Origin of the sequence: Spiroplasma phoeniceum P40 (genome assembly GCF_003339775.1) — a bacterium.
Classification (GTDB): Bacteria; Bacillota_I; Bacilli_A; order Mycoplasmatales; family Mycoplasmataceae; genus Spiroplasma; species Spiroplasma phoeniceum.
The window spans coordinates 1,531,942-1,555,665 of record NZ_CP031088.1; the positions used below are offsets into that span (position 1 = coordinate 1,531,942).

At 26.7% G+C, this 23,724-nt stretch carries 24 protein-coding genes and 1 pseudogene; 7 read left to right on the forward strand and 18 right to left on the reverse strand.

From position 1 onward, the window contains the following. Positions 1 to 53: 53 nt before the first annotated feature. On the reverse strand, positions 54 to 2,162 hold the full coding sequence (locus SDAV_RS09420; protein WP_114565386.1) for a polyribonucleotide nucleotidyltransferase: 2,109 nt from the start codon (positions 2,160 to 2,162) through the stop codon (positions 54 to 56). A 106-nt stretch (positions 2,163 to 2,268) separates the two neighbouring features. Between SDAV_RS09420 and SDAV_RS09425 the strand changes: the two genes are divergently transcribed. Next, positions 2,269 to 2,595, forward strand: coding sequence for a rhodanese-like domain-containing protein (locus SDAV_RS09425; RefSeq protein WP_114565387.1), 327 nt, complete (start codon positions 2,269 to 2,271; stop codon positions 2,593 to 2,595). 49 nt (positions 2,596 to 2,644) lie between these two features. Here the strand turns inward: SDAV_RS09425 and dnaJ are convergent, their stop codons facing one another. From dnaJ to SDAV_RS09450, 5 genes are all read right to left on the reverse strand, one after another. Next, positions 2,645 to 3,772 (reverse strand): molecular chaperone DnaJ, encoded by a 1,128-nt coding sequence (gene dnaJ / locus SDAV_RS09430; RefSeq protein ID WP_114565388.1) that lies wholly within the window; start codon positions 3,770 to 3,772, stop codon positions 2,645 to 2,647. Between the two features lie 66 nt (positions 3,773 to 3,838). Beyond that, complete coding sequence (dnaK, locus tag SDAV_RS09435; protein WP_114565389.1) at positions 3,839 to 5,620, reverse strand: molecular chaperone DnaK; 1,782 nt, start codon at positions 5,618 to 5,620, stop codon at positions 3,839 to 3,841. Between the two features lie 28 nt (positions 5,621 to 5,648). Continuing rightward, the gene (locus SDAV_RS09440; RefSeq protein WP_114565390.1) at positions 5,649 to 6,272 is read right to left on the reverse strand and encodes a nucleotide exchange factor GrpE; all 624 of its coding nucleotides are present in this window, start codon (positions 6,270 to 6,272) and stop codon (positions 5,649 to 5,651) included. Next, positions 6,265 to 7,326: a heat-inducible transcriptional repressor HrcA gene (gene hrcA, locus SDAV_RS09445; RefSeq protein WP_245938383.1), complete on the reverse strand. Its 1,062-nt coding sequence runs from the start codon at positions 7,324 to 7,326 to the stop codon at positions 6,265 to 6,267. The genes SDAV_RS09440 and hrcA overlap by 8 nt, the downstream gene beginning before the upstream one ends. Before the next feature lie 87 nt (positions 7,327 to 7,413). Further along, entirely contained in the window at positions 7,414 to 9,555 is a 2,142-nt protein-coding gene (locus tag SDAV_RS09450; protein WP_114565392.1) for an ATP-dependent Clp protease ATP-binding subunit, read from the reverse strand. 190 nt (positions 9,556 to 9,745) lie between these two features. Between SDAV_RS09450 and SDAV_RS09455 the strand changes: the two genes are divergently transcribed. From SDAV_RS09455 to SDAV_RS13590, 4 genes are all read left to right on the forward strand, one after another. After that, complete coding sequence (locus SDAV_RS09455; protein ID WP_114565393.1) at positions 9,746 to 10,609, forward strand: Cof-type HAD-IIB family hydrolase; 864 nt, start codon at positions 9,746 to 9,748, stop codon at positions 10,607 to 10,609. Positions 10,610 to 10,857: 248 nt separating this feature from the next. Further along, positions 10,858 to 11,319, forward strand: a complete 462-nt coding sequence (locus SDAV_RS13585; protein WP_245938384.1) for a hypothetical protein — start codon at positions 10,858 to 10,860, stop codon at positions 11,317 to 11,319. 133 nt (positions 11,320 to 11,452) lie between these two features. Continuing rightward, the gene (locus SDAV_RS14155) at positions 11,453 to 11,578 is read left to right on the forward strand and encodes a hypothetical protein (protein WP_281268795.1); all 126 of its coding nucleotides are present in this window, start codon (positions 11,453 to 11,455) and stop codon (positions 11,576 to 11,578) included. Positions 11,579 to 11,581: 3 nt separating this feature from the next. Next, positions 11,582 to 11,722 carry a hypothetical protein gene (locus SDAV_RS13590; protein ID WP_245938385.1) on the forward strand — a complete coding sequence of 47 codons (141 nt, stop codon included), beginning with the start codon at positions 11,582 to 11,584 and terminating at the stop codon, positions 11,720 to 11,722. A 306-nt stretch (positions 11,723 to 12,028) separates the two neighbouring features. Here the strand turns inward: SDAV_RS13590 and SDAV_RS13595 are convergent, their stop codons facing one another. The 9 genes from SDAV_RS13595 to SDAV_RS09495 all read right to left on the reverse strand — a co-directional run bounded on the left by SDAV_RS13595 (position 12,029) and on the right by SDAV_RS09495 (position 19,304). Continuing rightward, the gene (locus SDAV_RS13595) at positions 12,029 to 12,346 is read right to left on the reverse strand and encodes a hypothetical protein (protein WP_245938386.1); all 318 of its coding nucleotides are present in this window, start codon (positions 12,344 to 12,346) and stop codon (positions 12,029 to 12,031) included. A 65-nt stretch (positions 12,347 to 12,411) separates the two neighbouring features. Then, positions 12,412 to 12,711: a hypothetical protein gene (locus SDAV_RS13600; protein ID WP_245938387.1), complete on the reverse strand. Its 300-nt coding sequence runs from the start codon at positions 12,709 to 12,711 to the stop codon at positions 12,412 to 12,414. A gap of 1 nt (position 12,712) precedes the next feature. Further along, positions 12,713 to 13,003 carry a hypothetical protein gene (locus SDAV_RS13605; RefSeq protein ID WP_245938388.1) on the reverse strand — a complete coding sequence of 97 codons (291 nt, stop codon included), beginning with the start codon at positions 13,001 to 13,003 and terminating at the stop codon, positions 12,713 to 12,715. 866 nt (positions 13,004 to 13,869) lie between these two features. Continuing rightward, positions 13,870 to 14,559, reverse strand: coding sequence for an aldo/keto reductase (locus SDAV_RS12260; protein ID WP_281268797.1), 690 nt, complete (start codon positions 14,557 to 14,559; stop codon positions 13,870 to 13,872). Positions 14,560 to 14,584: 25 nt separating this feature from the next. After that, positions 14,585 to 14,968 (reverse strand): fructose-bisphosphatase class II, encoded by a 384-nt coding sequence (locus tag SDAV_RS14160; RefSeq protein ID WP_281268798.1) that lies wholly within the window; start codon positions 14,966 to 14,968, stop codon positions 14,585 to 14,587. A gap of 43 nt (positions 14,969 to 15,011) precedes the next feature. Next, positions 15,012 to 16,175, reverse strand: coding sequence for a hypothetical protein (locus tag SDAV_RS09485; RefSeq protein WP_114565395.1), 1,164 nt, complete (start codon positions 16,173 to 16,175; stop codon positions 15,012 to 15,014). Between the two features lie 248 nt (positions 16,176 to 16,423). After that, positions 16,424 to 16,672 carry a hypothetical protein gene (locus SDAV_RS13610; protein WP_245938389.1) on the reverse strand — a complete coding sequence of 83 codons (249 nt, stop codon included), beginning with the start codon at positions 16,670 to 16,672 and terminating at the stop codon, positions 16,424 to 16,426. Positions 16,673 to 16,941: 269 nt separating this feature from the next. Next, entirely contained in the window at positions 16,942 to 17,181 is a 240-nt protein-coding gene (locus SDAV_RS13615) for a hypothetical protein (RefSeq protein WP_245938390.1), read from the reverse strand. 467 nt (positions 17,182 to 17,648) lie between these two features. After that, positions 17,649 to 19,304, reverse strand: coding sequence for a hypothetical protein (locus tag SDAV_RS09495; protein WP_114565396.1), 1,656 nt, complete (start codon positions 19,302 to 19,304; stop codon positions 17,649 to 17,651). 238 nt (positions 19,305 to 19,542) lie between these two features. Between SDAV_RS09495 and SDAV_RS09500 the strand changes: the two genes are divergently transcribed. Next, entirely contained in the window at positions 19,543 to 19,728 is a 186-nt protein-coding gene (locus SDAV_RS09500) for a cob(I)yrinic acid a,c-diamide adenosyltransferase (protein ID WP_245938391.1), read from the forward strand. A gap of 240 nt (positions 19,729 to 19,968) precedes the next feature. Here the strand turns inward: SDAV_RS09500 and SDAV_RS12710 are convergent, their stop codons facing one another. Together SDAV_RS12710 and SDAV_RS09505 are read right to left on the reverse strand one after the other, a co-directional pair. Further along, positions 19,969 to 20,196 (reverse strand): integrase core domain-containing protein, encoded by a 228-nt coding sequence (locus tag SDAV_RS12710; RefSeq protein WP_222611547.1) that lies wholly within the window; start codon positions 20,194 to 20,196, stop codon positions 19,969 to 19,971. 54 nt (positions 20,197 to 20,250) lie between these two features. After that, positions 20,251 to 21,057: a DDE-type integrase/transposase/recombinase gene (locus SDAV_RS09505; RefSeq protein WP_222611548.1), complete on the reverse strand. Its 807-nt coding sequence runs from the start codon at positions 21,055 to 21,057 to the stop codon at positions 20,251 to 20,253. 116 nt (positions 21,058 to 21,173) lie between these two features. Here SDAV_RS09505 and SDAV_RS09510 point away from each other — a divergent pair, with 116 nt between their 5' ends. Beyond that, positions 21,174 to 21,575: a lipoprotein gene (locus SDAV_RS09510; protein ID WP_114565397.1), complete on the forward strand. Its 402-nt coding sequence runs from the start codon at positions 21,174 to 21,176 to the stop codon at positions 21,573 to 21,575. 11 nt (positions 21,576 to 21,586) lie between these two features. On the opposite strand, the pseudogene SDAV_RS09515 reads toward SDAV_RS09510, so the two are convergent. Then, positions 21,587 to 23,719, reverse strand: a pseudogene (locus tag SDAV_RS09515) (spiroplasma phage ORF1-like family protein). Positions 23,720 to 23,724: the final 5 nt, after the last annotated feature.

Sequence of the window (23,724 nt, forward strand, 5' to 3'; positions counted from 1 at the left end):
ATTATAACAAATATTTTAGTTATTTATTTAAGAACCAAAATTAAAAAATTAAGTTACTTTTTAGGTAATATTTCAATTAGTTGTAACTTAATTTTCCCTTTCCCATCAATTTCTATTACTTTAACTTTAACAATATCGTTTAATTGAACAATATCTTCTGCTTTTTCAACATGTTGTTTAGCTAATTTAGAAATATGAATTAAACCATCAAGATTTTCTTTTAAATTAACAAAAACACCAAATTTTTCAATTTTAACAACTGGTCCAATTATTTCTTCACCAACAATAACTGGCATTACAATTGCTTTGATTAACTGATATGCTTTTTCAATCGCTGTGCTTTCTCTATGGTAAATTGTCACTTGGCCATCATCCTCAATATCGATTTTAACATCATCTGATTTTTCAATAATAGCTGTAATCATTTTACCACTCGGACCAATAACTTCCCGAATCTTATCAACAGGAATCATAAATGTTTTCATTTTTGGTGCTGTTGGTGCTAAATGTGCTCGTGGTTCAGAAATAGTTGCTAAAACATTATCTAAAATTGTTAACCGCGCTTCTTTTGCCGCTTCTAAAGCTTCTTGGAGAATTGCCTTATTAATTCCTGCAATTTTAATGTCCATTTGTAAGGCACAAATTCCCTTTGCAGTTCCGGCTACTTTAAAGTCCATATCGCCAAGATGATCTTCCACCCCTTGAATATCAGTTAAAATAGTATAGTTATTTTTTTCTTTAATTAAACCCATTGCAATCCCAACTACTGGCCCTATAATTGGCACTCCAGCCGCCATTAGAGCTAATGTAGCAGCACAAATTGATGCTTGGGAAGTACTACCATTTGATTCTAAAACTTCGGAAACAATACGAATTGTATATGGAAACACTTTTTCGCTAGGAATAATTTGTAATAATGCTTTTTCTCCTAATGCGCCATGACCAATTTCTCGTCGTGAAGGAGGACCCATCCGCCCAGTTTCACCAACTGAAAATGGTGGAAAGTTATAATGATGCATAAAACGTTTACCTTCTTCATCGGTAATTCCATCAATAATTTGATTTTCACCTAATGCACCTAATGTTACAACTGATAAAACTTGTGTTTCACCCCTAGTGAACAAAGCACTACCATGAACAATTGGTAATATATCAATTTCACTGCTTAATGGACGAATTTGATCTAATTTTCGGCCATCTAAGCGTGTTTTATCAATTAAAATTTGGCGACGCACTTCTTGACGAATAATATTATGTAAAGCTGTTTTTAATTCTAGAGTTAATTTTTTCTGTTCTTTTTCTGAAAGTGGAACTGGAATAGAATAATTATTAATTGCTTGTTCAACTAAATGTTCAATTGTTTCATAACGTTTTGTTTTTTCTTTAATTCGAGCAGCTGTAATTAACTCTTTTGCATAATTGTTATTAACATAAGTAATAATTTCAGAACGAATTTGAAACAATTCAACTTCCATTTTTGGTACCCCAACTTTTTCAATAATTTCATGCTGAAAAGTAATTAATTGTCGAATAACATCATGTCCCGCTAAAATTGCTTGCAACATTAAACTTTCAGAAACTTCTTTTGCCCCCGCTTCAACCATATTAATTGCCTCCGCTGTTCCAGCAACAATTAATTCCATTTTGCCATTATTAATTTGTTCTAATGTTGGATTAATAATAATATTATTATTTTGATCAAAAGTTACTAATGTTCCCGCTACTGGGCCAGCAAATGGAATTTTAGAAATACTAAGTGCTAATGATGCTGCAAATAAACTAACCACCCGCACATCATTATCATTATCAACAGCAAGAACATTAATAACAATTTGAACTTCATTACGAAAATTTTCTGAAAATAATGGCCGTAAAGCACGATCAATTACTCGTGCTGATAAAGTACCATATTCAGATGGCTTCCCTTCTCGCTTTAAAAATCCACCCGGAATTTTTCCGACTGAATATAATTTTTCTTGAAAAACAACTGTTAAAGGAAAAAAATCACCTTCACTAATTTTGTTATTAACTGTTACGGTTACTAAAACAACAGTATCACCATAACGTACTAAAATTGAACCACTTGCTTGTTTTGCTAATTGGCCATGCTCAACAATTAGTTCCTGATTATTTATTATTTTTTTAAATACTTGTTTTGCCATCAAAACTCTTAATTCCTCTCTGTGATAATTAATCTTCTTAATTTTATCACACATTATTTTATATTTACGATATGATATAAATATACAAAAAAATAAGGAGTACACAATGAACCAAAAAGCAGTCTATATGGATAATGAAATCTTTGAAACACAAAAAGAACAAGCTTTATTATTAGATGTCCGCACCGAGATTGAATTTAAAGCTTTACGACAAATTCCAAATTCAATAAATGTTTATATTTTTGATTTGCCCCAAGATCAATCGCGTTACTTATCAAACAAAAACCAATTAATTATTACATTATGCAATGGTGGTAATCGCAGTAGTGAAGCAGCATTAGAACTACGACAATTAGGATATCATAATGCTTATGTTTTAAGAACTGGGATTTATGGTTATTACGGTTGAAAAGAACAAGAAACAAAAAAATAAAAAGTTTTAAGCATGATATTAATATCATGCTTAAAACTTTTTTTAATAATTATAAATCCTCATAGAAATCATCAGTAATTTTAAACGAACTATTATTTCTTAACTTTTGTAAAATTGTTTTTTCTTCTGGCGATAATTTTGTTGGAATTGTTACAATCACATTAACAATTAAATCTCCTCGTTTTGTCGATGTTGGTGATTTGAAAAACCCATGATTTGGAATATTAAAAATACTATTTGTTTTTGTATTTGGCGGTAATTTCAAATGAACATCCCCATCAAAAGTTGGAACTTTAATTTCTGCTCCTAGTAAAGCATCTAAATAAGATACTGGTAAATTTAAATGAAGGTTATCATTAACCCGCTTAAAATATTTATTTGGTTTTACTGAGATTTCTAAATAAATATCTCCCCGTGGGCCATTATTTAGACCATAGTTTCCTTTTTCACGAATTCGTAACTGTTGATTTTCATAAATTGATTTCGGTAACTCAATTTCTACTGTTTCTTTCCCACGATAATTCCCTTGACCTTTACATTTTGAACATTTATTAGTAATTACTTTTCCGCGCCCTTTACAATCAGGACAAGGTTGCTGTGATTGAATCACAGCAAAAATACTACGCTGTTCAAGGTTAACATAACCATAACCATCACAAGTTGTACAAGTATGAATGTCTTTTTTAGGGTCTTTTGCTCCAGTTCCATCACACATTTCACATTTTTTATCAATATTTAAATCTAAATTTATTTTCTTCCCAAACATTTGTTCTTTTAACGTTAATGTAACACGTGCAGCAATATTTTCCCCTCTAATTGGTTGATTACTAAAACCACGGCGTTTTTTACCACCACCAAAAAAGTTTTCAAAAATATCACCAAAACCACCAGAGAAAATATCTTCAAAATCTCCCGTACTACTAAAACCATGACTAAAACCACCAAAACCATTGGGGTCAGTTCCAGCATGACCAAACTGATCATAATTGCGACGTTTATTTGGATCAGATAAAACTTCAAAAGCTTCATTAATTTCCTTAAACTTTGCTTCGGCATCTTTCTCTTTTGAAACATCAGGATGATATTTTTTTGCTAATTGTCGAAAAGCACGTTTAATTTCATCATCAGTGGCATTACGATTAACGCCCAATACTTCATAATAGTCTCGTTTTCCCATTACCATCTTCCTACTTTCTCTTTTAAAGAAAAGATAACTAAAAGAATTTTAGTCATCATTATTGTCTTATTTATCTTTTTTGTCATCATCATTCGTAACTTCTGGTTCAGATTGATCACTTTGTTGGTCATTCATAAATTTTGAAGCTTCAGCCATTACTTGTTCTAATGCTACCATTTTTGCTTCTAAACCAGAATAATCTTCTTTTTCTAACAATTCTTTAATTTCTTTGGCCATTTCTTCAGAAGCTTTTAACTGTTCAGGATCCATTTTATCCTTATTCCCTTCTAAAGCTTGTGTAATTGTTGAAAGATATGACTCTGCCTTATTACGCAATTCAATGTTTTTTAATTTTTGTTCATCTTTATCTTTATTTTTTTCTGCTTCATTAATCATTCTTTGAATTTCTTCTTCTGTTAAACCACCACCATTAGTAATGGTAACTGATTGTTCTTTACTTGTTTTTAAATCTTTTGCAGTAACTGATACAATTCCGTTTGCATCAATTGAAAACTTAACTTCAATTTGGGGAATTCCTTTTGGTGCTGGTTCAATCCCAGACAATTGGAATCGTCCTAATGATTTATTATCTGCTGCCATTTTACGTTCCCCTTGTAAAACATGAATATCAACAGCTGGTTGATTATCAGCGGCGGTTGAAAAAACTTGTGATTTTGATGTTGGAATTGTGGTATTGCGAGGAATTAAAACAGTTGAGACTCCTCCTAATGTTTCAATACCTAATGATAATGGTGTAACATCTAATAATAAGACATCTTTTACATCACCAGCTAAAACTCCCCCTTGAATTGCTGCACCAATTGCAACAACTTCATCAGGATTAATTGTGCGGTTTGGTTCTTTTCCTAATTCATGTTTAATAACTTCTTGTACCGCTGGAATTCTCGTACTTCCTCCCACTAGTAAAACTTGGTCTAAATCACTAGGTTTTAATTTTGCATCAACTAATGCTTTACGAACTGGTTCAATTGTTCGTTGAACAAGGCTTTTTGTCATTTCATCAAATTTTGCTCTTGTTAATGTTAGGTTTAAATGTAATGGATTTCCATCACGCGCAGTAATAAATGGTGCTGCAATTTCAGTTTGTAATTGTGAAGAAAGATTTTTTTTTGCTTTTTCTGCTTCTTCTTTTAATCGTTGCATTGCCATTTTATCTGTTTTTAAATCAATACCATTATCTTTTTTAAATTCATCAACCATTCATTGAATAATAACTTCATCAAAGTCATCTCCTCCTAAATGATTATCCCCAGCGGTTGCTAAAACCTCAAATGTTCCATCTGCTAAATCTAAGATTGAAACATCAAAAGTTCCTCCCCCTAAGTCAAATACTAAAACTTTTTGCTCTTTATCAACTTTATCAATTCCATAAGCTAATGCTGCCGCAGTTGGTTCATTAATAATTCTTTCAACTTCTAATCCAGCAATTTTTCCAGCATCTTTTGTTGCTTGTCGTTGTGCGTCATTAAAATAAGCCGGAACAGTAATAACTGCTTTTGAAACTTTTTGTCCTAATTTTTTCTCAGCATAGTTTTTTAAATAACGTAAAATTTCAGCAGAAATTTGTTCAGGACTATAATTTTTATTATTAACATGAACTTTCTCTGATGTCCCCATTTTACGTTTAATCGAACTAATTGTATTTGGGTTTGTTACTGCTTGCCGTTTTGCCGCATCTCCCACAATAATTTCTTCATTTTTAAATGAAACAACTGATGGTGTTGTTCGTTGCCCTTCGGGATTTTCTAAAACTTTAAAATCTTTTCCTTCCATCACAGCAACACATGAATTTGTTGTTCCTAAATCAATACCAATAATTTTTGCCATATTATCATACCTTCCTCTCTTAAATTAGTTATTTTGCAACTTGCACTGATGCATGACGTAAGACACGATCATGAATCATATATCCTTTTTGTAAAATTTTAACAATACATCCTGATGAAACATCAGTTGTTTCAATAATTTCAATTGCCGAATGAAAATTAGAATTAAAGTGTTCTCCTACTTTTGTCTCCATTGCGGTAATACCTTCTTCTTCAAAAACCGTTTTAAACATACGATAAATCATTTCAAACCCTGTTAAAAAGTTTTTCACTTCTGGTGTTACATTAGTAACTTGTAAAGCACGTTCAAAGTTATCTAATGTTGGCAATAATTTTTCTGCCATCCCTGCTGCACGATAACGTTTAATATCAGCAACTTCTTCATGAATTCTTTTCTTTAAATTTTCACCATCAGCTAAAACTAATAATTTTTCTTCTAGCAAGCGTAAATTGTCTTTTAACAATAAATCAATTTCATGTTCTAAATCTTCAATAATTGCCAAATTATTTGCTTCAGCTGTCGGTGCTGTTGCTGTTTTCCCTTGTTCTGACAGTGAATCAACAGGTTGATTATTTGCTAATTCTTTCCGTAATTTTTGAATTTTTTCTTTTAATTGGTTTGGCGAAGATTTATCATTTTTTTCATTACTCATTAATCTCACCCTCTCTATCTTCTTTTTGATATGCTTCTTTAATCCGATAAGCTAATCATTCAAGAACTTCATAAAGCTTATCATATTCTAACCGCTTTGGTCCTACTAAAGCAATTCCTCCTTCTTGCATATCATCAACCTTATAAGTTGTTGTCAACAAAGCCATATCATCATTGTTAAAACCTGTTTCATTCCCAATTTGAATTGAAACAAGATTTTCGCTTGGGTTATTCTGTTGTTTTTTAAAATAATCAAACGGTGAAATTGTTTCAATTAAGCGAATAACTTGTTTAATTCGTTCTGGGTTATTATATTCTGGATTTTGGAGCATATATTGAATCCCATGTGTTGAATAACTTGGTTTAACAATACTTGTTAAAGCGTTAACAAATTGTTTTAAAATATATTCATAATGTTTTACTTGTTGTTCTAAAATTGGACGAATTACCTCAAATTTTGTTGGAATATCAGTTATTTTAGTATTTTCTAACCGTGTATTAAATAATTCAACAGAAATTTTTAAATCATTCATTGAACTATTTTTATCAATTGTAAACATTTTATTCTCAACATGCCCATTTGTTAAAACAAAGACAACAACTGCTTGTGTTTCAGAAATTGGCAATAATTCAATTTTTTTTAATAATTCTTCTTGAAAGTTTGGACCAACAACAACTGTTGTTAAATTTGTCATTTCACTTAAAATTTGGCCTGTTTGATCAAGAATATCATTAATTGACATATTTCGATTAACAAATAAGGATTCAATCCGGTTTTTAATATCATCAATATTTTTTTCAACCATCAAGTTATCAACATAATAACGATAACCTTTTGTTGATGGAATTCTTCCCGATGAAGCATGTTCTTTTTCTAAAAAACCTTCTTTTTCTAAAATTGCACATTCATTACGAATTGTTGCAGAAGAAGAATCTATTAAGGACGAAGCCATAATAGTTTTACTTCCAACAGGCTGTGCTGTTTTTGTGTATTCTTCTACAATTACTTTTAAAATGTTTTCTTGTCGTTGGGTTAACACCAACAGCACCTCCATTCTACAATTCTTATAAATATTTGGCAATTAACACTAAATAGTGCTAACAATTAATATTATAAATTTATCATTTAAAGAATGCAAGTGCTAATTTAATTTTGTGCTATTCTTAATAACCATTTCGTTCTTAACTACATCAATTGTATAAGATTTACCCTCTTGAACTTCTTCTGAAATAATAGCATGAGCAATTAACGATTCAAGATTTCGTTGAATATATCGTTTAATTGGCCGTGCTCCAAATTCACGATCATATCCTTCGTTTAAAATTTTTTCTAATACTTTTTCAGAATAACTAATACGAATGTTTTTACTATTTTCAATTCGTTGTGTTAATTCAGCTAATTCTTTTTCAATAATTTCTTTAATAACATCTTTCGATAAAGCATTAAAGGTCACAACATTATCAATTCGATTTAAAAACTCTGGTTTAAATTTTCTAGCTAATTCTTTTTGAATTAATAAACCAACACCATCATTATTTTCATTTAATAAATATTCTGACCCAATATTAGAAGTCATAATAATAATTGTATTTTTAAAATCAACAGTTTTACCTAATGAATCAGTTAAACGACCATCTTCTAAAATTTGCAACAAAATATTTAAAATATCATGATGTGCTTTTTCAATTTCATCAAATAAAACAATTGAATATGGGCTTCGACGAACAGCCTCGGTTAATTGTCCACCCTGTTCATGACCAACATAACCTGGCGGCGCCCCAATTAATTTACTTACTGAATGTTTTTCCATATATTCAGACATATCTAATCGTACCATTTGTTTTTCTGAGTTAAAAAGAACATATGCTAAACTACGGGCAACTTCTGTTTTTCCAACTCCTGTTGGTCCTAAAAATAAGAAACTACCAATTGGTTTATTTGGGTCTTTAATTCCACTTCGACTACGAATAATTGCATCAGCAACTACTTGAATTGCTTCGTTTTGACCGCGAACACGACGCCGTAAAATCTTACTTAAATTTAATAATTTTGCCTTTTCTGTTTCTACTAAACGGTCAACTGGAATACCAGTTCACTTTCCAACAATTGCAGCAATATCACGCTCAGTTACATCTTCTTTCAAAAGATGTGAACCTGAAGCTTGTTTTTCTTGTTCATGTAATTGTTTTTCTAGTTTTGGTAATAAAGCATATTGAATTTCACCAGCACGATTAAAATCACCACTTAATTGCGCTTGATCTAACTCTTTCTTCAATTGTTCAACTTGTGATTTTAAGTTTTTTAATTTAGTAATACTTTCTTTTTCCGAATTTCATTGAATATCTAATTTTTGTTGTTTTGCTTTTAATGGTTTCAATTCATTTTCAATATCAACTAACCGTTCATTAGATGCCTTATCAGTTTCTTTTTGCAAAGCTGCTTTTTCAATTTCTAACTGAATAATTCGCCGATTTAAATTATCTAATTCCGTTGGAACTGATGCAATTTCTGTTTTAATTGTTGCAGAAGCTTCATCAATTAAGTCAATTGCTTTATCTGGCAAAAACCGGTCAGTAATGTATCGAGACGATAAGTTAACTGATGCAACTAAAGCATTATCATGAATTTTAACCCCATGAAAGGTTTCAAATCGTTCTTTTAAACCTCGTAAAATTGAAATACTTTCATCAATGGTTGATTCACTGACAACTACTTTTTGAAAGCGTCGCTCTAACGCAACATCTTTTTCAATATATAAACGATGTTCATCTAAAGTCGTTGCACCAATACAATGCAAATCGCCACGCGCTAACATTGGTTTTAATAAATTACTAGCATCCATACTACCTTGTGTCTTACCAGCTCCCACAATTAAATGCAGCTCATCAATAAATAAAATAATATCGCCATTTGATTCTTTAACTTTATTTAAAACCGCTTTTAAACGTTCTTCAAATTCACCTTGAAATTTCGCACCAGCAATTAATGATCCCATATCTAATTCATATATTGTTTTATTTTTTAAATTACTAGGAATATCACCTTTAACAATTCGCTGTGCTAGTCCTTCAACAATCGCTGTTTTCCCAACACCAGGTTCACCAATTAAGACCGGATTATTTTTTGTTCTTCGTGATAAAATTCGAATTACTCTATTAATTTCATCTTCACGTCCAATAATTGGGTCTAATTTTCCGGCAAGAGCCTCTTTATTAAGATTTTTGGCAAATTTTTCAATAACTTTTGGATCTTTACCTGGTTCATATTGTTGTGTTAAATCCATACTTTTGCCTCCTTTAATTTTTAGCACTCTGTATTATTGTTTGCTAATTTTACAGTTATATATTATCATACTGATTAGCAAAGTCAATTAAATACTGCTAAATTTTTAAAAATAATATAAATATAAAAATATTAGATATAATAAGAGATACAGGGATTAGAAACATAATTATTTTTTAGAAAGGAGTCCCATGAAATTACAACACCTAAATAAAAAACGTTTAATTCTAATTGATTTAGATGGTACAACATTGATGAATGATGGCAAAACAATCCATCCAAAAACACAAGATGTAATCAAAGAAGCTGTTAAAGCTGGGCATAAAGTATGTATTACAACTGGTCGCCCTCATCGAGCAAGTATTCGCTTTTATCGTGAATTATGGTTAGACACCTTATTAACAAACTTTGATGGTGGTCATATTCATGACCCATTAAAACGAGAGTTTAAACGTTTAGTTTTTCCAATTTCTTATGATGTTATTATGAGTATTATCAACCATCGTGATGTAAAAAATATTGTTGCAAATGTCTTAATTGAACATTATGATAAAGCAATTTGTTGAAAAAAAGATGAGGCAATTGAAAATTACTTTCATCTTGATGATGTGGCTGATGATGAATATTTTATTGCCAATCCTTATACTGCTTGAAAAGGTCCAGCTAGTAATATGGCCTTATATTTAAACAATGCTAATGAAAAAGATCAAATTTTACGAATTTTTGAAAATTTTAAAAACTCTGTCCAAGTTAACATCGGACATTATAGTAGCGGTCAGGTGCAAATAATGATTAACATTACAAATAAACTTGTTTCAAAAGGATTTGCAGCTAATATTTTAGCACAATATTATAACGTTGATATTCGTGATGTTATTGCTTTTGGTGATGAAATGAATGACTTAGAACTATTGCAAAATGTTGGTTATGGAATCGCAATGAAAAATGGAAATGACAATTTAAAAACTAATGCTCGGGGAATTACACACTTAACTAATGATGAAGGCGGCGTTGGTGATTATTTACAAAAACTATTAAAAGGAGAAAATGTTTAAAAACATTTCTTTTTTTTATCTTTAAAACAATTAAAAAATATTTTCATTTTTTTTAATGCTAAAATACAATTACTAAATCAGAAAAAATGATTTAGATTGTTATATTAATTAAATTAAAATTAGAAGTATTGAATATTTAAGAATAATAAATATTTTCATAATAAAATTTTAAAATAACACCTATATCATTTTTGTTTCTATGAAAATAATTTTGATTAATATAGCAAAAGAAAGAAGCAGAAAATTATATGAAAAAAATATTAAGTATCTTAACAATGTCAACAGCTATTTTAAATGGAATAAGCACAATTACTGTTATTAAACCTAATAATAATGAAATTTTAACAAACTTTATTAATACTGAAACTGAATATGCTAAGTTAATAAAAATTAATACAGAAACATTACAATTTATTGCTTTTGACTATAAAGGTAATAGTTTTATGGGCACTAAAAATGAACTTTATTATATTTGCAGTATAATAATACAAAAAAAGATTAATGGAATTAATGAATTGGTTAAAACTATTACGTTTCATAAAAATATTACATACATTGGAACTGATTTTGGTGCTTATGTATTAAAAAATGGCGAAACAAATCCAGAGCAAATAAATGAGGTAAGAGGAAAAATCTCATTAATAACAACTGCAAACAATACTCTTTATCTTGTTGGTGAAAATGATATGATTTATTATTTAAAAAAATAACGAAGTAAATATTATTGAATTAGATTCAATAACAGAAAAGGGTATAAGAAAAATTTATTTTGATAAAATAAATAATAATATTTATATTCAACAATATTTTGATGATATTTACTTATTAATAAACAAAAACAAAATGATGAAAGATGAAATTTTTGAAAAATGATATAAATTTTTATCACCCGATGTTTTAAAAGTTAAATTAAGTTTTTACCAAGTTGAAGAAATAATAAATAAATTTGAAAATAAAAATAAGTCATAATTTATGGCTTGATTAAATGCAACTATTTGAAATATCCCAGAAGAAGATCATTCTGGTGCCGGAGGATCAATTACAAATGATAATATTCAAACTATTGCTAATCTAATATATGAACACTATTCTAATTTTCACACAAAATATTAACAAATGAATGAAAACGATGAATTAGTTTTATCAACAACAACTAACGGTTATTGAGACCAAAGTTCTTTATATATTATTAGAAACCTTTAGGGTACTTAGCTAAATTATTTTATGATTTTTGTAAATTAAAAACCAACTCTAGCTAGAGTTGGTTTTTAATTTAAATAATAATAATTTCTAAAGTACATACTATAAAATTCATTTAAAATTTCTCAATTAAGTCCTTTTTTCATCAGGTGTTAACATTCACTGAACAAATCCTTCTGCAAATAATTCATCATTATCACTAGTTCGTACATAACCAGATTAAATAAACGACCATGATGCTAATTGTTGTTGAAACGGAGTATTATTGCTAATTCCAACTTGATGTCCTAAATATTGAACTAATAAATCACCAGGATTATTAATAAATGCACGAATATTTAGTTGCTCACCACTAGATTCACAAATACATTTACCAGTATCAACATTAATATTATGATTAAAATAAATTCGATCAGAGGGTCAAACTGATGCATAATTTGCAATGGCATGTCCTATTTCATGAATAATTGTTGAAATATTATCTGCTGTTGAATGAAAACCAATTTCATATTGTTTTTTGTTTACATGCTCTTGCAATTTTCGGCCAATAATAATTATACATTAGGTTAAATAATTGCCATTCTTTTTTAACTTTATTACTGCTAAAGGGTTATTGCCACTACTTTTAATAATAAAATCATTATTAAACTAATACTATATCATAATTTTTGAAAAATTGGAAAACCATAAATATTAACAAATAAATTAGCAAAAGTAATTAAATTATTAATAAATAACTTTTGCTTATCAGAAGCAACAGCTGCAACCATTTCCGCAAATTGATAAGAATAAACTTGATTATTTGTTACTCCATGCACAACATTAGCAAATGTTTGAAAATGGTTAAATTTTTTCTTTTTGTTAAAATTGTTAATTGACATCTGACTTGCTTGATAAGTCATATTATTTTCACAAAGATGAATAAATGCAAAATCTTCATCAGTTAACGATATCTTTTTTAAATTTACTATTAAAAGATTGTAATGTTCCTTTTACTAATTGGTTATTATTTAAATTAGATAAATTTATTTTTTCTTTACTATGATTACGGTATAGTAAACAATCACTATGTTTAGCATAGTCAATTTCATTATCGCCTTTTAAAACACATCAAAATAACCCTACCATAGAAAAGATAATTATTACACTAGTTATTAAAATAATAATTATTGTAATATCTTCATTTTTTTTCATAACCTTTCTCCTTAAATAAAATTAATTTTGATAGGTATAAAAATATTTTTTCATAATTTAAAGTTAATAAAATATTACATCGCACTAGATGATTATAACAAAATATTATCTAAATTAAAAATTACATTCATTTAATTCTAATTAAAAACATCCGTGGGGTACGGATGTTAAAATATTAATACTAATAAGATGATTATGGCTATTAGGTTCTCTCTAATAACCAACTTGATAATAACATTACCTTATTAGAAACTATTTTTTAGTTTAATAAAATTTTATTAATTATTATCATCTTCAGTTAAATCTTTTATTTTCTTTTTATCAATTTTAATTCAATTAGACGCTTGTTTTTCGTGATTTAATTGTAGTTAAATTTTATAATTTGGATCTTTTGGATTATTAGCGGCTTGTCTTAATTTTAACTTTTGTTCAAGGGTTAAATGTCTAAAATCAAAAGGTTCTTCTTTATTTAAAGTTTGGGCAGAATCAATTGATGTTTTAACTCTTTTAGCTATAGTTCTAAAATCTCAGCCATTGTTTTTTCTGCCATTTTCTAGACCTCCATTTTGGACCTATTTACCTATACTTATATAAAAATTTAAAAAATGACAAAAATTAAATCCTTCACTAAGGAAAAATGTTACAATCCTTTAAAATAACAAACTTTTTAATAAGAAACGAAAAAACACTAATAATTAATAATTTATTTAAAAATTCTTTCAATTTTTTTGCACTAAGAAAGAATATACTTAAATTTATAAATAAAAAACAATAATTTATATTATTGTTTTTTATTATTTTATAAAAATAATAATATTTTTCATTAAAAATTATCAAATGTTTTGGGATAAATATTATCATACATATTAAGACTCTGTAAGATTTGAATTGTTTTTTTTAGTTAGTCTAATTTTAGTTAGTCTAATTTTTTCACTCTGCTTGTTTTCTTGGATATGACGTAATAGTTCTGCTTTAGCAATTGGTTGAATACTAAAATATTGTATTCAAGCTAAAACTAATTGAGCAACAGTACAATTATATTTTTTAGATTCGGCAACTAGAATTTGATTTTCCATTGTATTAGCAATTGGTGAATATGCTTGTACCAAAATGTTTTTATTTTGACAATATTGTACACGATCTCATCTTTGGTTAAAAGGATTAAATTCAATTTGGTTTAAATTTGGATAAATACCCGTTTCTTCAAACAAAATTTCAATCATATCCTTATCAAAATTACTTACACCAACAACATTAATTAACCCTTTCGCTTTGCATTGTAGCAATTCGGTATATGCTTTGATAGTTTTGTAAAAATTTAAATTTGGGCGATGAATTAAAACAATATCTAAATAAATTGCTCCCAATACATCTCCTTCATTAATTAATTCAACCTTAATGCCTAATTGACACATTGTTTTTATTATTTTTTGATGACGCGGTTTATTTAAAATAATACATGATAAATTTTGCTTAATTTTTAATAAAGTCAATAAAATTGCTTCAATTGTTTGATTAAAATCAACTATTACAGCTAAGTCCTGTGATAAAAACAAATTTTTCCATATACATTTCTGGGATTTATAACATTGTATTATTTTTAGCAACAGCAATACATGAAATTGAACCCGGTTCATTTTTACTAGCCGGTATTGTCCCTTCAATTGGGTCAACTGCAATATCAATCGTAATTGCTTGTTGATGAGAAAAAGTTTGCCCTTGATATAACATTGGTGCTGCATCAAGTTCACCTTCGCCAATTGCAATTTTTGCTTTAACATCATTACTTGTTAATAATTTATTAATAATATCAACTGCTTTTTGGTCTAACATATTTTTATCATTTTTACCAACCAATTCATATGAAGCAATCACAGCTAACTGGACCGAACGTAAAAAAAAGACTATTTGTTTCCATTGTTCATTCCTTTGCTTGCTATTAATATTTAATCATATAATTTCCAAAATAAAAATGTAAAATACCTTACATTTTTATTTTTTATTAACCTTATTTTGTATTTTGTTTTGGAATCTTACCAAATAATTCATGAAAGCCCCGCTTTCATCCAACTTTACTAGCATGAACTAAAAATTCATTGCTAGAAATAATAAAAGTACAAAAGACAATTGGAATAACATATACTCAATAATATCATGTTGGTTCTGAAATTTTATTTGGAACATTTACTGCAATAAAAATATATTGAAAAATTGGGGTTCAAAAAAACATTAATAATTGGGTTGAAGTTGTATAGGTTGGTCCAGACATTGATAAACATGCATAATATAGCATTCGAGAACTACCCATAATAATTCCTCCAGCAAGAACAATTAATGCATAATCATAATATTGAAAATTAGCAAAAATTTTATAACCATCTAAGAAACTTTGATGAGAAAAAACTGCAGCAATTGGTGTCCCTAATAATAACATTAATATCGCTGAAGAACTTGTTTTAATTGATACTGTTTCATGATTTGTAAATTTAATTTTTGAAGAACTCATTAAATGGGACATTCCTAATGCTTCCATTGCATAAAAGCCAGCGGTCACTAAAGCTAAACACATCCCTCCAATCGATGATCAAGCTAATCCTTCTTCAATTGCAAAATGAATTGACATTCCTAAAATTAAACATGTAGAAATTGCTAAAGCAGTTCAAGTATATTTACTTTGACGAGCACGAAAGAAAATAGCACTTCCAATTGCCGCTAAAATAACATTTAAATTTAACAATAATCCTGGAACAGTTCCATCTGTACCACCTTGATGATTAATTGTTAATAAAACTGATAACTGAAAAAATACCATTGCAACCGGACCACCTAAAAAACCATATAATACAATTAGTCAAGTTTCTTTGTGACGAAGTAATTTTAAAAAATTAATAAAATTTTTGGGTTTATAAAAAATAAAAATTACAAAAGTTGCCATTATTTCTTGAACTGTCACATAAAAAGTGGCATTAATTGGCGCTGCTAAATTACCATATGGTCCTTGTTCTGGAATAATATATAGCATTAATGGGACAATAGAATACCCAACTGCAGAAATTAATCCATACATAATTCCCAGAATAATGCGACGTTTTGTACGAATAGTATCTAATTCATTTTTTACATTTTTTTCTTTTTGTAATAACTGTTGATCTGTGGTAACCTGATCTGCCATATTTATACTTCCCTAATCCATTCTTTTTTACTATTAATATTGTTTTTTTAAAAACTATTAGTTATATATTACACTAAACATAAAAAAAGTTAAACTTTTTTAACTTTTTTTATATAAATTTAATAAGTAACATTAATATAATTAAATTATTATTATAATTAATTTTTCGCAAATAAAAATGCATCTATTTTAAAAAGTTCGTAAAATTTTTTAAGGATACTGACTTTTTTAGATGCATATTTTAATAATTATTTTAAATTATTTTTTAAATCAAATTTAAATCTTTTAATACTCTGGCACCTAATATATCACCAATGATAGTTAATATTATAAATTTTAAAATAAAATTTATTTCTGACTGGTAACAATTGCGTTATGTCATCTTCAATTTCAATCTCTTCATATTGACGAAAATATTCTTGACTGCAAATCATTGATTCATATTCTTGATTTGTTCTTGAAATTAACTCTTTTATAGTTTTAAGTGGTTTTTTCATATTTTTATAAATTTTTTTCAAATACTTTTACTTTGGATTTCCTTATCACTAAAATATTGATTAATTTTATCTCGTAGTGAAGCTGAAACACTACCTCTATTGCGAAAGTAATTATCAATTTCATTTTTTAAGCCTACCTCAATCCTTTCTCTTCTATCAAAATTTTTATTAATTTCATTTTTTAATAATACCCACTTACCTTCAGAACTTTCAAAATATTTATCAATTTCACTTATTATTAAAGGAAGTATAGAATCTTCTAATTCATTTTATCCTTTATCCTCTTGTGTTTCTGTCTCATCTAAATAATTATCAATTTTATTTAAAATTGAAGAAGTTCCACTTGTTGAAGGTCTTTGCTCTGCACCTAATGACTTATTTATTGTCATTGTTAACACTTTTGCTAATTTTTCATCTAAGTTTGACTGTGTCATCACACTAGTTGAAGGAGTAGTCATATCAGGGCCGACTAAAGTTACAGCACCTAAAACACTTAATAATTTTTGCATGTTTTTTCTCCTATTTCTTGCACTTTAATTTTTTTATTTTAGAATAAAATTAAAATAGTGCCAGAAGAGAATTATTTTTTTTAATAAATAAATTCATTTTGTAGTAAAAAAAATAATAACTATTTCATATAAGTATCTAAAAATATAAGCAGTAAATATTAGTAATTCCTTCTCTTTCTTTTGAATAACATTATTGATACTTATTTAATTAAGACTATATTTATAATTTTTCAAAATTAATTTATCACCTTATTCTCCATTATAACAAAAAAAGCAAGGAAATTACCTATCTAAATAAAAAAAGAGTTTTAAATTAAAACTCTTTAATGCTTATCTAACCTGATAACTTAAAATTGTGACCTTTTTATTTAAAGTTATTATCATAATAAAGTATTTTTTTGGTCATAATTTATTAAGTAAAAAATAGTGAATTTATTTTTAAAATAAATTAATTAACAAATTTCAATTTAATAAATAATATTTTTAATACCAATTTTAAAGTAAACACTATTCTTAGACACCTTATTATTTGAAGATGAAGCAAAACAATAATATAAACCATTATTAAAAGTTGACCCAAAAGTAAATAAAACTGCTCATGGATCAGAATTTGAAACATCTCATATTAAAAATGAACTATCACCCTTATTATCTATCTTTTGTCCCACTGTTTTAGCAAAACGTGGGTGTGCAATAAAATTAAATAATTTAATATCTTTTAAATCTTTTACTTCAGCTGATTGTTTAAAGTTAGTTAACAAAGTCTTAATTACTCCTTTTAAGCCCTCTGTTTTATTTGTTTGGGAAAGAGTTTTAAATAAATTCTTTGGTACTGTAATTTCAAGCCCCTCTTTTCTAGCAAAAGGGCCAGTATTAATATATTTTCAAAAAGCAATAATAATTTCTCCTCAATTGTTTAATTTTTGGTCAATTGCAGCACGTGATAAATTTAAAGTCATTATTACATCTTCACCTATATTATCATCTTCAATATTTTTTGCATAACCCGAAAGGCCCATTCCATTAATATTTAAATATCCTAAATGAATTTTAAAATTTCCTAAGGTTAATGAATCATTATCATTAATATTTAAACCTTGGCCAACATTCGATTTATAGAAATTAACAAAGTCATTTGCTGTTACATTATTAATACTTTTTGGTTCATTAGGTTCTTTAAACCAATTTGACAATGTTATTTCTTGTGCATTTTTTACATCCGCCAAATTATCAAGTCCTTTATTTTTATGATTTAATTCTCCTATTGCTACTTTTTCAAGCAAAGAGACATTATTATAACTTATATCCATATCTTTAAACTTTTCATCCTTATTAGTAAATCCTTTTAATGATTTTTTAAAAGCATCATCTAAAACTTTAATGTTTTCTGAAAAATCTCATTGTACTTCTTCATATAATGTTTTAAAAATATCATTTGTACTAAAATCAACATTCTTTAAATTATGAAAATATTCATTAAGTTTTTTTAATAAAGACTTTGTGGCTTTACTTGAGAGTTCTTTTAAAACCGATGGATTCTCTGTTACATTATAAACTACTGGTATTTCAAAATCTGAAAAGATTTTTTTATATTTAGTCCTTACAAATGATTTTAAATTAACTCGCACTCCTTTAAAAGATTCAGTATTAATCTCAACCGGGAATTTATTTTTTAATCCCTCAACATTAATAAAATTAACTTCAACTGTACTTAAATCTTTTTCAAATGTTAAAGGACTTTTATTTTCAAAATAATTTCCATATGTAATACCTAAATTATAATTTACCCTTTCAAAAATAGTATTAAAATCATTCATAAAGTAATCACCTAATGTTTTATCTTTTGAATTATTTAAATCTAATTTATAATAAATTTCCTCACTATCTACTTTTTCATAGAGACCTGCTAAATTTTTCTTATTACTATCAACATACATTCTTGATTTAAAATAATTACTAATTTCATCACTTGCGCTTGTTTTAATCTTATTTATCATTTCAAGATCTGTTGCTGAAGTATCTTCTTCAAGTTCCTCAGTATTTTGATTATTGCAACTTGTTAAATTTGAACTAGTTGCACCGATTATTGTCATAACACTAAAAATACTAAATAATTTTTTCATTTTATTAATTAACTCCTCCTAAAATTTTAATAGCATAATTAAAAATTAAACTATTGCTAATATCTTATAAAAGAAATAAAAAAATAAAAAACAGATTTAATATTTATCAAATTAATTGCAAAATGTTAAAAATGTTTTGCAATTAATTTGATAAAATTATTTTTTAATTAATTCAAGAGACATAAACACAAACTAAAACATTTTTAGTACAATAACTCTATACATTAAGGAGGGAAATATGCAAAAAGGTTATTGTCATATTTATTATGGGGGCGGAAAAGGTAAAACATCAATTTTAAATGGAATGACAATTCGTGCTCTAGGATATCAATGAAATGTTAAATATCTCCGTTTTTTAAAAAACCGGATTTCTGGTGAAATGTTATTTTTTCAAAATTTATGTAGTATACCACACACATTTTAAAGATTACAAGAAAATAACAAAAATAATAAAAATATTTATTTATAATAAAAAAATATCATAAAATAAATAAATAAAAAATATAAAATTAAACACACTAAAAAATAATTTATTAAATTTTAATTAATAAATACGTATTTTATTATTTTAATGACATATTTTATGAGTTAATTTACATATTATTAATTAATTAAAATATAATAAACTTATTTAGTTTAAACACAAAAACTTAATAATTTAAAATTATTTAATTAAACTTAAACTATTCAAAAAATTAAATGGTGTCTGAAAATTTAAAGACTTATGCACTCTTTCAAAATTATAAAAATAATAATAATCATTTAATTTATTCTGTAAACTAACTGCATTTAATATTTTTTCTTCAAATACAAATAATTTAGTATAATTTTGATGAAATCTTTCAATCTTACCGTTTGACTGTGGAGAGCGAACTGGTGTTGTTTGATGCAAAATATTTTTATCTGTTAAAAATTGAGTAAAATTAGTCTTTTTAACACTAATTTTTTAATTATTACGATAATTATTAATAAATTCAGAACCGTTATCAGTTCTAATCCGTGTTATTATAATATCAAATATATTTTTAAAATCACTAATTGCTTTTTTAACAGCATCAATAGCATTATCAGTACTTAATTTATCATAAACATATCCTAATGCTAATCTTGTTTTTTCATCAATAAAATCATAAACATAATACTTTTTATCAACTGGAAATTTACTTGGTACAAAATATTTAGCGTCCATCTGTAACAAACCTATTTCTTTAACTTCATATCTTGGATGTTGTTTTTTAATTTCTTTAATTTTATTTTTTATTTTTAATCATCTTTCATCTTTTTTAAGTCAACGAAAAAATGTTTTTAAATTTTTTGGTGCTTTATTTTTTAATTCTTCTCCATGAATTCCTTTTTTTAAATTATAAAACAAAGATAAAACACCACCAACATGTTTATTACAATATTCAAAATATAAATCACAAATAATTTTGCGAATATCATCACTATATTGATAATTAATATTATTAGGAATTGTTGACTTTAATAATAATTCAGCAAAATCATTATTTTTATATGCAATTAAAATTTTATTCGCTCAATAATAAAAAGTTAAAAACTTATTTTTAAAATATTTTTTAATTAAATCTTTCAAAAAAAAATTACCATTATAATAATCATTACACAAATTAATATATGAAAATATTTTTTGTTTTATTCTTTTATAATATTTATTTTTATAATTTTTACTTAAAAAATTCTTTAATTTTGCTTGTAAATCAAACAAATTAAAATTATTAATAATATATTTCATTAATTTACACCTACCATCAAAAATATATAAAATTAATATTTAATACGAATAATTGATATATAATTGATATGTGATAAAATCAATTATATATAAAACAATAAAAAGGAGCAATCTATATGAAAAAATGACTTAGCATAATAGGAGCAATCGGATTAACCGCAACAAGTACAACAACACTAATGAGTTGCAAAAAAGAAAATAAAAAAGATACTAAACCTATTGCACCAACAACAAAAGCACAACAACCACCAGAAGGTAGTAATTGAAAATTAATTAATTATAATGATGTTGATTTATATAGTGAAAAATATTATTTTGGAATTCAGAAGAATGGTTTTAATGATTGAACGTTTTATGGTCCAATAAAAGGAGAAAAAATATGGCAAGTTTCAGTTTCAGTCTTTCTTTCTTGTAGAGCAATTTATCGTTGAGATGGTAATGGTGAACCACAAATACCTACTATTGACAAAAACACCGGTGAAATTATTGACTGAAAAGAACAAAAAGGAACTGAATAACAGTTCCTTTTTTATATTAATCGCACAAATTTCATAAAAATAATTAATAAAAAAATATTTGTTATTGTACTATACAATGCTGGATTAAATTTTCATACTTCAAATATTTGACTAAAAAAACTATATACTGTTTCAAAAACCTTTCCAACACCACTCGCTAACTCATTAACTTGTTTAACACCAGGAATAGTATTAACAATTCAAATCACCGCATTTTTAATATGAGCACCAAAATCTCATCAACCCTCTGGCGTTACATATTGCACTTGTCATCATTGTTTATCGGGGAACAACCCACCATTATTAATCTCTTGTCAGTTATAAATTCCAAAATTAAAATCATAATATCGGTACATATCATTCTCTTTTTGTGCTTGCAATTCAAAAACATTATAACCGATTTTTTGTTCTTCAATTTTTTTATATTGCAAACCATATTTATTTTGTAAATCACCGCCAAAAACATAACCCGAATTTAACTTAATATTATAATTATTAGCAACCGAAAAATCATAATTAAAAACACTACCATAATTATTAATCGTATAAAACCGATTTTTAAATGCTGAATATAATTTAATATCTAATTGCTTATATTTATCAGAAAAATAAAAATATCGTGGGTAAATTTTAAAACCATTATTTACTAATAAACCATATTTTTTATTATAACCTTGAACATAAGTATTATTCTCTAAATCAAAAATCGTACGTAAATAATTAGTATAAAATTTCTGTGAAATTTTAAACATACTATTTAATAATTTATCAAATTGCAATTTATCATTAATATTCTCACTCAACAAAATATTATTAAAATTTTGTAATTTTAACGCAAAAAAGTTAACTAAAACAGTATCATACTGTAAATTATCAATATATCCATTTTCAATAAAAGAACTACGATTTTGAAACACTGGCACCAAAGCACTTGCAAAAAACGACTGTAAAAACTTAGATAAATCAAACTGACCGCTAAACTGTTGATAATACTTTAAATCTTTACTATTTAATGATGAATAAATTGAACCATTAAAATTAAAAACTTCACCCATTCCCGTTCGCATAAAACTAAAATTAAAACTTAAATCATCATTATTAATATTATTTAACTCTAAACTACCAGAAATAATTAAATTTGCTTCATCAACAGTTAAAATCATCCGATAAATTGCTTTTTTAATATTTTTAACATCCAATTCATCAACCGTCTCAAAATCAAAAATTATCCGCTTTGTTCCAACCTTATTCGGATTTTCATAATCCGCACTACCACCTTGCTGAACTCTAATATTTTCCTGCAAAACAGAATATAAAAATAAATCAATAAATTCTTTTACGCGAGTTTGTTGATAACTATTTCAATCAGTAATTTCACCGGTGTTTTTGTCAATAGTAGGTATTTGTGGTTCACCATTACCATCTCAACGATAAATTGCTCTACAAGAAAGAAAGACTGAAACTGAAACTTGCCATATTTTTTCTCCTTTTATTGGACCATAAAACGTTCAATCATTAAAACCATTCTTCTGAATTCCAAAATAATATTTTTCACTATATAAATCAACATCATTATAATTAATTAATTTTCAATTATCTTGGTTTAACTTAACTCTTGGATAATGATTTTCTTTATAACGCTCAACATTCTCCACAATTTTTTTAGATACATCAAACATCTTATATTTTACGGCAAAAGCATAAATAAAATCAGTTAAATCATTCAAAAAATTCTCTTTTTTAACATCATAAAATTTTTCAATCCTATACCGATTTTTTAAACTATGTCATTGTCGATAATAATTTAAAAATACTTCATTAGGTTTATCATAAACAACTCCGGTTGAATAACTATCTTGTAAAAAATCCAAATACCATTTATCATTAAATAATAATTTTTTTGATGTTTTTAAAGTTGGATTAATAAAATAATTTGTTTCCGACTAATTTTCAAAAAAACTACTGCGTAAAAACATTGTATTAATAAAATCAGTTTCATTAATACCTTTACCAGTACTACTTTCTTGTTTAAGCGTATATTGCTCCTCATTTAAGGGTCTAAACGCCGTTAAAGTAATAAATGGAATAACCAAACCCAAAAAAGTTAAAATAAATATGGCAAATAAAGATAACGATTTTTTCATAAACT